12 protein-coding genes and 1 riboswitch are annotated in these 14,228 nt (G+C 72.1%); of the genes, 1 reads left to right on the top strand and 11 read right to left on the bottom strand.

The features are described 5' to 3' along the window. Positions 1 to 142: 142 nt before the first annotated feature. From ICC28_RS19400 to ICC28_RS19375, 6 genes are all read right to left on the bottom strand, one after another. A complete protein-coding gene (locus ICC28_RS19400) occupies positions 143 to 1,084 on the bottom strand; it encodes a Ppx/GppA phosphatase family protein (protein WP_188289879.1) in 942 nt (313 codons plus the stop codon). A gap of 133 nt (positions 1,085 to 1,217) precedes the next feature. Further along, on the bottom strand, positions 1,218 to 1,736 hold the full coding sequence (locus ICC28_RS19395; protein WP_188289878.1) for a DUF501 domain-containing protein: 519 nt from the start codon (positions 1,734 to 1,736) through the stop codon (positions 1,218 to 1,220). Positions 1,737 to 1,759: 23 nt separating this feature from the next. Beyond that, the gene (locus ICC28_RS19390; RefSeq protein WP_188289877.1) at positions 1,760 to 2,236 is read right to left on the bottom strand and encodes an FtsB family cell division protein; all 477 of its coding nucleotides are present in this window, start codon (positions 2,234 to 2,236) and stop codon (positions 1,760 to 1,762) included. 82 nt (positions 2,237 to 2,318) lie between these two features. Continuing rightward, complete coding sequence (eno, locus tag ICC28_RS19385; protein WP_188289876.1) at positions 2,319 to 3,605, bottom strand: phosphopyruvate hydratase; 1,287 nt, start codon at positions 3,603 to 3,605, stop codon at positions 2,319 to 2,321. Positions 3,606 to 3,945: 340 nt separating this feature from the next. Beyond that, entirely contained in the window at positions 3,946 to 4,623 is a 678-nt protein-coding gene (locus ICC28_RS19380; protein WP_188289875.1) for a transglycosylase family protein, read from the bottom strand. 4 nt (positions 4,624 to 4,627) lie between these two features. Further along, a riboswitch (cyclic di-AMP (ydaO/yuaA leader) is annotated at positions 4,628 to 4,794 on the bottom strand. Positions 4,795 to 4,974: 180 nt separating this feature from the next. After that, the gene (locus ICC28_RS19375) at positions 4,975 to 6,000 is read right to left on the bottom strand and encodes a transglycosylase family protein (RefSeq protein WP_188289874.1); all 1,026 of its coding nucleotides are present in this window, start codon (positions 5,998 to 6,000) and stop codon (positions 4,975 to 4,977) included. A gap of 244 nt (positions 6,001 to 6,244) precedes the next feature. On the opposite strand from ICC28_RS19375, the gene ICC28_RS19370 reads away from it, so the two are divergent. Beyond that, positions 6,245 to 7,483 (top strand): cytochrome P450 family protein, encoded by a 1,239-nt coding sequence (locus tag ICC28_RS19370; RefSeq protein ID WP_188289873.1) that lies wholly within the window; start codon positions 6,245 to 6,247, stop codon positions 7,481 to 7,483. Between the two features lie 75 nt (positions 7,484 to 7,558). Here the strand turns inward: ICC28_RS19370 and ICC28_RS19365 are convergent, their stop codons facing one another. The 5 genes from ICC28_RS19365 to ICC28_RS19345 form a co-directional block, all read right to left on the bottom strand. Beyond that, entirely contained in the window at positions 7,559 to 8,527 is a 969-nt protein-coding gene (locus ICC28_RS19365) for a nucleoside triphosphate pyrophosphohydrolase (protein WP_188289872.1), read from the bottom strand. A gap of 64 nt (positions 8,528 to 8,591) precedes the next feature. Then, positions 8,592 to 9,236 (bottom strand): SurA N-terminal domain-containing protein, encoded by a 645-nt coding sequence (locus tag ICC28_RS19360; RefSeq protein WP_188289871.1) that lies wholly within the window; start codon positions 9,234 to 9,236, stop codon positions 8,592 to 8,594. A gap of 293 nt (positions 9,237 to 9,529) precedes the next feature. After that, complete coding sequence (locus ICC28_RS19355) at positions 9,530 to 11,023, bottom strand: serine/threonine-protein kinase (protein ID WP_223189119.1); 1,494 nt, start codon at positions 11,021 to 11,023, stop codon at positions 9,530 to 9,532. Positions 11,024 to 11,055: 32 nt separating this feature from the next. Further along, positions 11,056 to 11,691 carry a hypothetical protein gene (locus ICC28_RS19350; protein WP_188289869.1) on the bottom strand — a complete coding sequence of 212 codons (636 nt, stop codon included), beginning with the start codon at positions 11,689 to 11,691 and terminating at the stop codon, positions 11,056 to 11,058. Positions 11,692 to 11,865: 174 nt separating this feature from the next. After that, positions 11,866 to 14,103 (bottom strand): N-6 DNA methylase, encoded by a 2,238-nt coding sequence (locus tag ICC28_RS19345; RefSeq protein WP_188289868.1) that lies wholly within the window; start codon positions 14,101 to 14,103, stop codon positions 11,866 to 11,868. Positions 14,104 to 14,228: the final 125 nt, after the last annotated feature.

Raw genomic sequence — 14,228 nt, 5'->3', positions numbered from 1 at the left:
CGACAGGGCCGAATTCCTTGTGAAGAACTTCACGAACTTTCTCGACGAGGCGTCACGAAGGGGCCCTCAAGGGCCGCTCGAACGTGCTCAGACGCTACATGACCTGCTCACCAGAGGCTACCGAGCAGTAACTACGGAGGGTCTACACCACCGACCAGGCGATGCCGTCCAGGATGTCGTGCTCGCTCACCACGACCTCGGTCGCGCCGATCCGCTCCATGATCGACAGCAGGACGAGCGCCCCGGCGGCGATGACGTCCACGCGGCCCGGGTGCATGGAGGGTACGGCCGCGCGCTCGGCGTGGGTGGAGTGCAGGAGCCAGTCGGTGATCTCGCGGACCTGGTCGCGCGAGACGCGGGAGTGGTGGATGCGGGCCGAGTCGTATTCCGGCAGCTTCTGCGCGATCGCCGACACGGTCGTCACGGACCCGGCGAGGCCCACCAGCGTGCGGGCCTCGCGCAGCGGGACGGTCTGCTCGGCGAGGTCGAGTGCGGCCTCGATGTCGGCCCTGACGGCGGCGGTCTGCTCCTCGGAGGGCGGGTCGGAGACGGCTCCGTCGCGCACCAGGTGCCGTTCGGTCATCCGCACACAGCCGACGTCGACGGACCGCGCCGCGCGCACGTGGTCGTCGCCGACCACGAACTCCGTCGACCCGCCGCCGATGTCCACGACCAGGAACGGCTTGGGCAGGTGGTCGTGCCCCGCCAGCTCCCTGGTCGCCCCGGTGAAGGAGAACTCGGCCTCCTGGTCCCCGGAGATGACCTCCGGCTCGACGCCCAGGATGTCCATCACCCCGCGCACGAACTCGTCCCGGTTCTCGGCGTCCCGGGAGGCGGAGGTCGCCACGAAGCGCAGCCGCTCCGCCCCGTGCTCCTTGATGACCGCCGCGTACTCGCGGCAGGCGGCGAACGTCCGCTCCAGCGCCTCGGGCGCCAGCCGCCCGGTCCGGTCGACCCCCTGCCCGAGCCGCACGATGGTCATACGGCGGTCCAGGTCGACCAGTTCACCGGTGGCCGGGTCGCAGTCCGCGACGAGCAGCCGGATGGAGTTCGTACCGCAGTCGATGGCGGCGACGCGGGTCATGGGGTGCCCTTCCGAAGTGCGGGGGTTCATATCCAGCCCGTCCGGCGTTTGAGGACGAGGCCGTTCAGGCCGATGGGGGTCCAGGGGGCGGAGCCCCCTGGGGACGGGACGGGTAGGGGCGGCGGGGGCGGAACTACTCCGCCGCGACCACGCACGTGCCCTTGCGCCACCACTCCGGCAGCATCGCCAGCGCCTCGTCGCCCAGCGGGTTGACGCCCGGCCCGGCGGCCAGGGAGTGCGCCACGAGCACGTGCAGGCACTTCACCCGGTCCGGCATGCCGCCCGCGCTCGGGAAGCCCTTGAGCTCCTCGATCTCGTCCCGCCGCCTGATGTAGTCCTCGTGCGCGGCCCGGTACGCGGCGGCCAGCTCGGGGTCGCTCGCCAGCCGCTCGGTCATCTCCTTCATCACCCCGTTCGCCTCCAGCGTGCCGATCGCGGAGTTCGCCTTCGGGCACGTCAGGTAGTACAGCGTCGGGAACGGCGTGCCGTCGGGCAGCCGCGGGGCCGTCTCCACGACGTCCGGCTGCCCGCAGGGGCAGCGGTGCGCGATCGCGCGCAGCCCGCGCGGCGGACGGCCGAGCTGCTGCTTGAAGGCCTCGACGTCCGCGTCGGAGGGCTCGGTGCGCGGGGTGGTCGGCGGGGGCGTTTCCATATCCGTCTTTCGTCTCTTCTGCTTCACTGGTCGGCGGCGTCGGACTTGTCGACCCCGTCCCAGACGTTCGCGTACCAGGGCCGGTCGGCCGCGCCCAGGTCGGTGCGGGACTGCCGGACCGCGTCCGGGTCGATCACGACGTACCCGGTCTCGCCCGGCATCACGTAGTGCAGCCGCTCGCGGATCCGCTGCTCGGCGTACGCGTCGTCCTGCCAGCGTGCCTTCTGGTCGCGCAGCTCCTCGACCCGCTCCCGCGCCTGCCGCTTCTCGCGCTGCAGGTCGGCGATCTCGGCGCGCTGGGCGACGTACTGCCTTATCGGGTAGGCGAGGGCGACGACCAGGGTGCACACGACGAGGGCGAGCAGGGCGGCGCGGCCGGTCAGCCGGGAGCGGCGGGCCTGCCGTCGGGTCTGCGAACGGTAGACACGGGCGGCCGTCTGTTCGCCGAGCAGCTTGATCCTGGTCGCGGTGGAGAACCGGTCCCGGTCCTTGACCGCCATGTCCAGCCTCCCGTTCACACGCGCGTACGTCCCCGCACACGGTACGGGACCGAGTACGGGGACGTACGGACGACGCCTGCTGTCAGCCCTTGAAGCGCGGGAAGGCCGAGCGACCGGCGTACACCGCGGCGTCGTCGAGGATCTCCTCGATGCGCAGCAGCTGGTTGTACTTGGCGACGCGGTCCGAGCGGGCCGGGGCGCCGGTCTTGATCTGGCCGCAGTTCACCGCGACGGCGAGGTCGGCGATGGTGACGTCCTCGGTCTCGCCGGAGCGGTGGGACATCATGCACTTGAAGCCGTTGCGCTGGGCCATCTCGACGGCGTCCAGGGTCTCGGTCAGCGAGCCGATCTGGTTCACCTTGACGAGCAGGGCGTTGGCGCTGCCCTCCTCGATGCCGCGGGCCAGGCGCTCCGGGTTGGTGACGAAGAGGTCGTCGCCGACGATCTGGACCTTCTCGCCCAGCTTGTCGGTGATGACCTTCCAGCCGGCCCAGTCGTCCTCGAACAGCGGGTCCTCGATGGAGACGAGCGGGTAGGCCGCCACGAGCTCCTCGTAGTACTCGGTCATCTCGGCGGCCGAGCGGGACTTGCCCTCGAACTCGTACTTGCCGTCCTTGTAGAACTCGGACGCGGCGACGTCGAGCGCGAGCGCGATCTGCTCACCGGGGACGTAGCCGGCCTGCTTGATGGCCTCGATGATGAGGTCGAGCGCGGCGCGGTTGGACTCCAGGTTCGGGGCGAAGCCGCCCTCGTCGCCCAGGCCGGTGGACAGGCCCTTGGTCTTCAGCACCTTCTTGAGGGTGTGGTAGACCTCGGCGCCCCAGCGCAGGGCCTCGGAGAAGGACTCCGCGCCGATCGGGGCGATCATGAACTCCTGGATGTCCACGTTGGAGTCGGCGTGCGAGCCGCCGTTCAGGATGTTCATCATCGGCACCGGCAGCAGGTGCGCGTTGGGGCCGCCCAGGTAGCGGAAGAGCGGGAGGTCGCTGGCCTCGGAGGCGGCGTGGGCGACGGCGAGCGAGACGCCGAGGATGGCGTTGGCGCCGAGGGAGCCCTTGTTGTCGGTGGCGTCCAGGTCGAACATGGCCTGGTCGATCAGGCGCTGCTCGGTGGCGTCGTAGCCGACCAGCTCGGGGCCGATCTGCTCGATGACGGCGAGGACGGCCTTCTCGACACCCTTGCCCAGGTAGCGGTTCGGGTCACCGTCGCGGAGCTCGATGGCCTCGAAGGCGCCGGTGGAAGCGCCGGACGGAACGGCGGCACGACCCGTGCTGCCGTCGTCGAGGCCGACCTCGACCTCGACCGTGGGGTTGCCTCGGGAGTCCAGGATTTCCCGGGCTACGACGACGTCGATGGACGGCACGAGCATCTCCTTCTTGGGATGTGACGCTGGAAGTGCGGGGCACAGAGCCTTGCGACTAGAGCCTAACCGCCTCGGGGACATCGGCCAGCCGACCGACCGTCCCATGGACAAGGACAGACGGTACCTATTGTTTCCCGACGGAACAAAGAGCCCGTGCCCTTAACGGTGAGTGGCCTGCGCGAAGACGGGCGGGAAAAGAAGACCCCGCCCCGGTGCGTACGGGGGAGAACGCACCGGAGCGGGGAGCCCGTGGGGACGGGGGGTGGCCCTCACGAGGCCTTCATAGTGAAGGACACGTCTATGAAGGCGCTGTGGTTCGACTACGGGACTGCTTGAGGTTTCGGGACTACTTGAGGTGCAGCTGCTGACCGGGGTAGATCAGGTCGGCGTCCTCGACGATGTCCTTGTTCAGCTTGTGGAGCTTCGCCCAGCCGCCCTTGACGTCGTGCTCGTCGGCGATGGAGCTGAGGGTGTCGCCGGAGACGACCTTGTACTCGCCGTCGCCCTTCTTGACCTTCTTGCCGGTCGGGGTGGTGACGGTCTTCTTGGCGGCGGGACGCTCGGTCGAGCGGGAGGCCGGCTGCTCGGTCTCGCGCGGCGCGGGGGCCGTGTTCTGCGAGGAGGAGGACGAGCTGGAGTTGCCGGTGTACCCGGCGCTCGACAGGCCCACACCGCAGGACGGCCAGGCGCCCTTGCCCTGGCCCGCGAGGACCTTCTCGGCGATCTCGATCTGCTGCGCCTTGGTGGCCTTGTCGGCGGTGGCGGCGTACGCCGTGCCGCCGTACGCGGCCCAGGTGGACGCGGAGAACTGCAGACCGCCGTAGTAACCGTTGCCGGTGTTGATGGACCAGTTGCCGCCGGACTCGCACTGGGCGACGGCGTCCCATTCGGCGGCGGTGGCGGCGGAGGCGCTGCCGGCCGCCATCAGCGGAGCGGCCACGGCGGCGCCGGTCACACCCGCGATGGCGATGGCCCGGGTGGCCTTGGACGGACGACGGTGCTTGCCCTTGCCGGAAAACAGCATGGATCGATCCCCTCACCGACGCCTGCGAGGTGAGCTGTCGGGTTCGGGCCGGTTGAGTGCCCGGCCGCGCACCGGTCGGTGCGCGACTTCACCCCAAGCCGGATCCAGCTCAACTGCTGGGCCCGGCACTTACCTTGGGTCCCCCGCTCCTGCCTACGGCGCTGACGCGACGACTGTTCCCGAACGGCCGCCGGCAGGATTCGGCGTGCGGCAGTCGGGGCCCGCTGCTGCGAACGGCCTCGACCGTAGACACGCGATCCGCGGATTTTCAAAGACGATCAGGGCTTCTGAGACTCATCCCACACTTTCGCCAAACCGGACATTCAGCGCGAAGCATGACGTGAACTCCCGCTACTTTTCGCCCGGTTCGACCCCTACTTCGAGGGTCTGACCGGGGATGATGAAGTCCGGGTCGACACCCACGGTCGCCTCGTTCTCGGCATAGAGGCCACGCCATCCGCCGCTCAGCTCAAGGGAGTCGGCGATGGACGTGAGGCTGTCCCCGTCGCGGACGGTGTACGAGCCGTCGGCGGCGTCGCGCGCGGCCGCGTCACCGCGGGAGGCGTGCCGGCCCGTGGAGCCGGTACGGCCGTCGGAGGCGCCCTCGTCGGCGCTGTCGCCGCGGTGGCGGCCGGTGCCGGTGTCGGTGAGGGCGGAATCACCATCACTTCGACCGGAGTTGTCCGAGTTGTCGCCCTCGGTCTCGTCTGCGGGCTCGCCGTCGAACCCCTGGGAGCCGTCGGCTTCGGAGGGCTCGGAGGACCCCTCGGAGTCCGATCCGTCGGCGGACTTGTCGGACTTGGTCGACTTGTCGGAAGTCTTGTCCGAGGTCTCGGGCGAAGGCGAGGCGTCGGTCGAGGAGCCGACCGAGGAGCCGTCGCCGGACGAGCCGTCGATCGAGTCGAGCAGACCGCCGGAATCGGAAGATCCGGAGGAACCGGAGGAACCGGAGGAACCGTCCTTGTCGCCCGCGACGCCCGTGTCGACGTCGGCCGAACCAGACGCCTTGTCAAGGCCGGAGAGGGGACCGCAGGTGGGCCAGGCGGCCAGCCCCTGGTCCGCGAGGATCCGCTCGGCCACGGCTATCTGCTGCGAGCGGCTGGCCAGGTCCGCGGTCGCCGCGTACGTCGTGCCGCCGTACCGCTCCCAGTGCTCCTGAGTGACCTGGAGACCGCCGTAGTAGCCGTTGCCGCTGTTCTCGCTCCAGGAGCCGCCGCTCTCGCACTCCGCCACCCGGTCCCAGGTGGCGCCCTCGGCCGCGCTCGCGCCGGTGGCGCCGAGAAGCGGGATGGCGATGGCGGAGCCGGTCACTCCGGCCGCGACGATGAGCGCCGGGGCCTGGCGGGGGCGACGGTGACGACCGTTCCCGGAGAGCATGCAGAGGCCTTTCGCGAGACAGCGGGGATCCGCGCGGCGAGTCGAGCGAGGCGCCGCGCTGACGAGTGAACGTATCGGCAGACGATCACTAGTCACAAGTTAATGCCGCGCAGATCACGTGAAGATCACAGAGTTGAGGGTGCGTCACGTTTGACGGTGCCCGAAGCGGGCCGGTCGTGCCGGGGAGTTCGGCTTCCGACCCGGCCGTCCGCGCACCCGCCGCGCCTACGGATACGGTCGTGACGTGACCGTCCCGAACACCGCACCCGAGCTCTTCACCTGGGAGTTCGCCGCCAACCCCTACCCGGCCTACGCCTGGCTGCGCGAGAACGCCCCCGTCCGGCGCACCACACTGCCCAGCGGCGTCGAGGCATGGCTGGTGACCCGCTATGCCGACGCACGCCAGGCACTCGCGGACGGGCGGCTGTCCAAGAACCCCGACCACCATGCCGAAGACGCGCACGGAAAGAACAAGACCGGCATCCCCGGCGAGCGCAGCGCCAATCTCATGACGCATCTGCTCAATATCGACCCGCCGGACCACACCCGTCTGCGCCGCCTCGTGTCCAAGGCGTTCACGCCCCGCCGCGTGGCGGAATTCGCCCCCCGGGTGCAGGAGTTGACCGACGACCTCATCGACCGGTTCGCGCGGCGGGGCGAGGCCGACCTCATCCACGACTTCGCCTTCCCCCTCCCCATCTACGCGATCTGCGACCTGCTCGGCGTCCCCCGCGAGGATCAGGACGACCTGCGCGACTGGGCGGGGATGATGATCCGGCACGGCGGAGGACCGCGCGGTGGCGTCGCCCGTTCCGTGAAGAAGATCCGTGGCTACCTCGCCGAACTCATCCACCGCAAGCGGAACGATCTCGGCGACGACCTCATCTCGGGCCTCATCCGCGCCTCCGACCACGGCGAGCACCTCACGGAGAACGAGGCCGCCGCCATGTGCTTCGTGCTCCTCTTCGCGGGCTTCGAGACCACGATCAACCTGATCGGCAACGGCGTGCACGCGCTCCTGCTCAACCCCCCGCAGCGGGCCCTGCTCCAGGAGTCGATCGAGCGCGGCGAGACAGCACTGCTCGACACCGGCATCGAAGAGCTGCTCCGCTACGACGGGCCGGTCGAGCTGGCCACCTGGCGCTTCGCCACGGAGCCGCTCACCATCGGCGGGCAGCGCATCGCCACCGGCGACCCGGTCCTGGTCGTCCTCGCCGCCGCGGACCGCGACCCCGCGCGTTTCGCCGATCCGGACACCCTCGACCTGTCCCGCGGCGACAACCAGCACCTCGGGTACGGTCACGGCATCCACTACTGCCTCGGCGCTCCGCTGGCCCGCCTCGAGGGCCGTACCGCCCTGGAGACCCTGCTGCGCCGCCTGCCGGACCTGCAGCTCGCCTGCGACCCCGCCGACCTGCGCTGGCGCGGAGGGCTGATCATGCGTGGCCTGCGGGAGCTCCCTGTGCGGTTCACCTCCGCCTGATGGGCCTGTCCGGGGAGGTGTCCGTCCGCTGCCCCTGCGTGCGCCGGGGCTGACGGTCGCGGCGAGAGCGGGTCCTCAGCCCTCCGCCGCCCTGATCGCGTCCCGGTACGCCCGTCCCGCCGCACGGAGTGCCGCCTCCGGGTCGACGCCCTCCGCCTCGGCGCGGACGGCGAGGGCGAGGAGGTCGTAGCCGATGCCGTCGGTGCGGGGCAGGGGGACGTCCAGGCCGGCGGTGCGCACGCGGGAGGCCAGCTTGGCGGCGAGGGCGAGGCCGGGCTGGCCGAGGGGGATGCCGTCCGTCACCGACTCCCGCTGCTTCTCCTCGGCCTTGGTGCGCAGCCAGTGGGCCTTGACCTCCTCGGGGGTGGTCGCCGTCTCGTCGCCGAAGACGTGCGGGTGGCGGTGGATCAGCTTGGTGACGATGGTGCCGGCGACGTCGTCGACGGAGAACGGGGCATCGAGATCCTCCTCGGCGATACGGGCGTGGAACACCACCTGGAGGAGTACGTCGCCGAGTTCCTCGCGCAGTTCGTCGCGGTCGCCCTCCTCGATCGCCTCGACGAGTTCGTACGCCTCCTCGATGCCGTACTTCACCAGTCCCTTGTGGGTCTGCCGGGAGGACCAGGGGCACTCGGCGCGGATGCGGTCCATGACCTGGACGAGGTCGAGGAGGCGGGCGCCGGGCAGGTCGTAGGAGGCGGGGAGCAGCTCAAGGTCCGGCATGGCGACGCGTCCGGAGCCGGCGAGGCGGGCGAGGCCGTCGGTGAGTGCCGGTTCGCCCTCGCCGGTCGCCACGACCACGACGGTCCGGCCTCCGGCGCACGCGTCGACCAGCTCCTCGGCGGTCGGGGCCGCCTCGTCCACCCGTATCCCCGCCTCGCGCAGGTACGGCAGCTGCGGGTGGGCGCCGTCCGCGCACAGCACGCGGTCGGCGGCGTGCAGCGCCTGCCAGGCGGGCCAGGACAGCAGGCCGGGCGCGACGCGGTGGCTGGTGGTGAGCAGGACGATGCGGCCGGGGGCGGCTTCGGGGCTGGTTGCGTTCACGATCCGAACGTAACCCACGGCACCGACAGCCCCCGAGTTGTCCACAGGGCGGCCGGCGCCGGGCTCATGCCGTCTGCTGTTGTCCGGCCGCCGTCACCTCGCGCAGCCAGGGCGTCTCGGCGTCCACGCGGCTGCTCTTCTGCACGTCCCAGGTGCCGTAGCGCGGGTTGAGGTCGACTCCGAGCTTCTGCGACGCGTCGGACAGGGCCTTCCAGAACTCGGGCCGACTGGTGTCCGTACCGAGCTTCGCGGCGAGCTTCTGGGCCTCCAGTTGCAGGCGGAGGTTCTCCTCCAGGCGCTCCGGGGCGACGCCGTACTGCTGGAGCCACGTCGTCTCCAGCACCTCGGCACCGCCCGCCTGCTGCTCCAGGCCGGTGCGCATCTGCTGGATCTCCTTGCGGGTGACGGTCACCCCCGCGTCCTGCGCGGCCCGGTGCAGCACCCGGTCGAGGACCATGCCGTGCAGGGTGTCGCGGGTGAGGCTGCCGGTGCGGGCGACGGCCTGGGCGTACTGGGCCTCGTCCTGCACGGCCGCGCGCTGCGCCGCGCGGACCTCGTTCACCCGGCTCTCCAGCTGGGACACGGTGATCCGCTGGCCGCCGACGACGGCTGCCGCGCCGGGATGCGCATCGTTTCCGCAGGCGGTGAGCAGGGGTGCCGCGGCGATCGCGGCAGAGAGGAGGAGCGCGGTGCGACGGCGGCGGTGCAAGGAAACCTCCCGAGGAGAGCTTGTGCGACGGTGCACAAAGTCTTGCGGTGATCGATGGTAGGCAGTGGGAAAGCTCTGGCCAACCCATTGGACCAACGATTCAGCGGGAGTTCCGGCACCGGCGCGGCGCCGGATGGCCTTCTGCTTCCGGTGCCACGGTGTCCGCGTGTGGGGACCGAGCGTCCCAACGGGACAGACCGGCGGCACGTTTGATCCGGACAGCGCACCGGCCGTCGAACTGCTCCGGCGCTTCCGGGCCGCCGGAGCAGCCTGACCCTGACCCGCCTCCGTCGCTACCCGCGCACCTGTCCCAGCCACTGGAGTGTCCTGCGGATGTCGGTCGCCAGGGGGTGGACCGGGCCGTGGAGGCGTTCCACGTCGTGCAGGAGGCGGATCAGGGTGTCGTGGGCGGCGGCGCGGTCGCCGAGGGCGAGGAGGAGGTGGCCGATGCGGCGGCGGACGTCGTGGGCGGGACCGGGGTCGCCGGCCACGTACTGGTTCTCGTAGTACGGCAGCAGCGCGCGGTACTCGGCGAGCGCCGCCGCCGGTTCGCCGAGCTGTTCCAGGCAGTGGGCGGCGTCGGCGCGGTGGCGCAGGGACTGGGGGTCGGCGTGGCCGGCCTCGGCGGCGCGTTCGTCGGCGAGGCGGCGCAGTTCGGGCAGCGCGCGCCGGTACTGGCCGTCGTCCATGAGGGTGGCCGCGTACTGCTTGCGCAGGGTGCGGACGACCGGGGAGTGCTCGCCGTGCTGCTCCGCCGCGGCGGGCAGGATGGCGCCGAGGATGTCGACGGCCTGGGTGATGCGGCCCTCGCCGAGGAGGCGCTTGACCTCGTCGACGGCGCGCGCGACGTCCGGTTTCTCGGTGGCGGGCGCGGACGGCGTGACGGGGGCGGGCTGGGGCGCGGGCGTGCGCGCACGGTCCGGCCAGGGGGCGTGCGGGCGCAGGAAGGGGCGCGTGGGGTCCAGGGGCGCCCCTGTGGGCATCCCGCGCGCGGGCAGGAGCAGCGCCAGGTCCTCGTACACCTCCTGCGCGGAGGCCGGGCGGTGCTGGGGGTCCTTGGCGAGCAGGCGCAGGACGAGTGTTTCGAGCGCCTCGGGCACCTCGGGGCGCAGGCGGCGCACGGGCAGCGGAGGCTCGTACAGGTGCCGGTGCAGCACACCGAGCGCCGTGGAGCCGGAGAACGGCACGTCGCCGCTGAGGAGTTCGTGCAGCAGCACGCCGAGGGCGTAGAGGTCGGTGTACGGGCCGACCGCACCGCCCATGGCCTGCTCGGGCGCCATGTAGGCGGGCGAGCCGATGGGGGTGCCGGTGTGGGTGAGGCGGGTGGTGTCGGCGTCCATGACGGAGGCGACGCCGAGGTCGAGGACGGTGACCGTGCCGTCCTGCTTCACCATCACGTTGCGCGGCTTGAGGTCGCGGTGGACGATCGGCACGGCGTGCACGGCGCTGAGCACGGCGCACAGTTGCGCGGCGACCGCGACCGCCCACTGCCACGGGTACGGGTCGTGCTCGGCGAGATGGTCGGAGAGGTCCGCGCCGTCGACGTACTGCATGACGAGGAACAGCTCCTCGCCCTCGCTGCCCGCGTCGTGCACCGTGACGAGCCCGGGGTGGTCGACCTGCGCGGTCACCCGGCACTCGCGCACGAAACGGCGGCGCAGTTCGTCCGCCTCCTGCCCGGCCACCTTGTCGGGGCGCAGCAGCTTCACCGCCACGCGCCGGTCGAGGCGCTGGTCGTACGCCGTCCAGACCTGGCCCATGCCGCCCTGCCCGATGAGCGTCGACAGTTCGTACCGGCCGGCGACGACACGTGCGGTCGTCACGGTCGGCTGCCGCCCTCGGGTCCGCCGTTGTTCCGGCCGTCGTGGTGGCGCAGGTAGTCACTGAGCTCGTCGAGCTCGGCGCGGACCTGGTCGATGCGCGCGGGCGCGGGGCGCTGGGGCGGCGGGGGCGGGGCGGGTTGCGTGACGGGCGGTTGCGCGGTGGGGGCCGGGGTCGGCGCCGGGGTCTGGAAGACGGTGGTGGCGTTGTACGTCGACTGCGGCTGGGGCTGGGGCTGGGGGTAGCCGTAGCCCGGGGCCGGGGCGGGGCGCGGGGTGTAGGCGCCGTAGCGGAGCTGGTGGTAGTGGCGTACGTCGGCGGCGAGGTAGTACGAGATGGCGGCGACGAGGGTGCCGAGCAGCAGGATCATGCCCGTCCAGCCGCCGGCCGTGTGGATCTCGTCGCCGGGCTCGGTGCCGATCAGCACGAGCGCGAGGATGTCGGCGCCGAGCGCGGCCACGAACAGCACCCAGTCCAGCGTCCTGCGCGTCACGATCGCCAGGCGCAGCAGCATCGTCCAGGCCAGCAGGCCGATGGTGAAGACCGAGAGCACCACGAAGAACACGCGCAGGAAGACCAGCCACCCGGTGGGCGGCGGCGGCTTCACCGGCTGCGTGTAGCCGTGGCCATGCATGACAGCTCCTGGTGCCTGATGAGGTGGGCGGACGAGGGCGGCCGACGCCCGGCAACCCCGTTCCTGCGATTGTCGCTTCGAGCGTATAGGTCGACAACGACATGCGGTCCCGGGTTGTACCGAACCGTTGTCGCACTGATCACTTCCCGCGGACCACTCCCGTGTTCCGGTGTCTCAGCCGGGTGCGACCGTCCCGTCGGTCAGACCGTCGTACATACCGCGCACGAGCTGGTCCCCGAGCCGGCCCGCGCGCCTGAGCGCCCGCTCGAACTCGTCGAGTGCGCGGAAGCGCGCGCCGTAGCGCCGTTGTTCGTCGAGCGGGAGCCGGGGCAGTTGGAGGCGGCGCACGTCCAGGCGCGTGGCCGTGGACGCGTAGCTGCTGGCCTGGCGGTTGTTGGCGGTGCCGCGCAGGAAGCCGGCGAGGAACCACGGGTCGAGCGCCGTGGGATCGGGGCGCAGGAGCACGAGGTTGCGCCCCAGGGCGGCGCCCCCCGTCGCGTCGTCGATCACGCGCGCCATGGAGCCGCCGCCGAGCACCGGCACGACCACGTCGCCCGGCACCGTCAGCACCGGCTCCTCGTCGCTCTCGGGCAGCGTGCCCGAGGGGGCCGTTCCGGCGACGACGTCGTGGTCGGTGAGGACCGGCACGCGCGCGTGGCCGCCGTTTCCGCCGGTGCGCAGCACCAGGGCGCCCCCGCGCGCGAGTTCACCGACGGTGGTGAGCGGCCAGCGCGCGGGCCGTGCGCCGGCCACGGGGGACGGGGTGAGGTCGGCGGTCAGCCTCATCAGGGTCTCCCCCAGCCGGTCGCGCACGGCCGTGAGCGCCTCGGCGCCGTCGGCCGCCGCGGGGGGCGGCAGGTGGCGGGCCGGCGCGAGGTCGACGTCGTCGTCGAGGAGTTCGATGACGGGCAGCGCACGGGCCAGACCGGGCCGTTCGTCGAGCGTGCCGGCGCGGTCGAAGACCCGCCAGGCGTCGAGCACGGCGTCCCGCACGGCCCGCCAGTCGGGCCCGCCGCGCCCCTCGGTCGCGAACCGCCCGACGTCCACGAGCAGCACCTCGGGCTGCGCCGGTGCCTTGTCGGGGCGGCGCAGCACCCACAGGTGGAGCGGGATGTTGTACGGGGGTGCCGCGCCGACCGGCAGCGCGACGACGGCCCGCAGCGCGCCGCGGCGCAGCAGGTCGGCGCGCACACGGCGGCCCGAGCGGCGGGAGGCGGCGGCGGGCGGCATCAGCAGCACGGCGGTGCCGCCGTCGCGCAGCCGGGCGAGCGCGTGCTGCACCCAGGCCAGCTCGGACTCGGTGCGCGCCGGGAAGCCGTACTCCCAGCGCGGGTCGTAGGCGAGTTCGTCGTGGCCCCAGTTGCGCTCGTTGAAGGGCGGGTGGCACAGGACGGCGTCGGCGCGCAGCTCCGGGTGGCCGTCGGCGCGCAGGGTGTCGCCGACGGCGCCGCGCACGGTGGCCCGGGTGTGCAGCGCGAGCCGGAGCGCGGTGAGCGCGGCGAGGTCGGGGGCGCTGTCCTGGGCGTACAGCTCCTGGTCGGGGCGGGGGGCTACGGCGCGCAGGAGGGCGCCGGTGCCGCAGGCCGGGTCCAGGGCGGTGCGGGCGGGGCCGGCCAGGTCGGCCATGAGGGCGGCGAGTTCGGACGGGGTGAGCGTGTACTGGCGCGGGTTGGCGTCGAGGTGCCGGCCGAGCAGGAACTCGAAGGCCTGGCGGGCGCCGCCCATCTCGGCGGCGAGTTCGGCGGCGCCGCGCAGGAGGGGGGCGGAGGTGAGGAGGGCGGGGCCGGAGGGGGGATGGAGGGCGGGGGTGGGCGCGGGCGCCGAGGAGGCTGCTTGAGCCGGAGCGGGGGTGCGGGCCGAGACAGGCGTGTGAACAGGTGACGTCGTGTTCACAGCGTCCGGGGTGTTCACGGTGCCCGGCCCGTGTACACCGCCGCCCGGGTTCTTCGCCTCTGCCGTGTTCACAGCGGGCGGCTCATCCACGGCAGTCGGTCTGTGAACACTCCCGTGGGTGTTCACGCCGAACCGCGGGGCCAGCACCTCGTCCAGCGCGCCGGGCAGCATCGCGGCGAGCCGTTCGTCGGAGCCGGCGCTCACCTCCAGCCAGACCGTGGGCCGGTCATGGATGAGCAGCAGGACGCAGCCGGCGTGCGTGAGTGCCGTGACCGGTCCTTCGGGGTGGCCCGCGAGCTGCTGCCAGACCCGTTCGCGCAGCGGCACTTCGGCGAGTTTGCCCTGGCGGCGCAGCCAGGCCTCGACCTCGGCGAGCGCGAAGGCCGGGCTGGTCTCGGTGCCCCCGACGGGCTTGGGGAAGTCGGCGTGCCGCCGCCGCCAGTTGCTGACGGCGGCGCGGCCGACGCCGGCGAGCCGTGCGATTCCGGCCGCGGTCACCTCTGTCGCGTTGTCCTGCACCCGCCGGCTCCCCTCGTTGCGCCCCGCACCCGCCTGACTCAGCCTGTGCAGCCGAGCATACCGACGCACGAGAGATCCACCCATTCACGGCCGTGTACACAGCAGGCGCTGTGAATCATGTTGAC

Origin of the sequence: Streptomyces sp. TRM68416, assembly GCF_014596915.1 — a bacterium.
In the GTDB taxonomy this organism is placed as follows: Bacteria; Actinomycetota; Actinomycetes; order Streptomycetales; family Streptomycetaceae; genus Streptomyces.
Note: the sequence above shows the minus strand (reverse complement) of the source record. Positions and strands in the feature narration are given on the sequence as shown.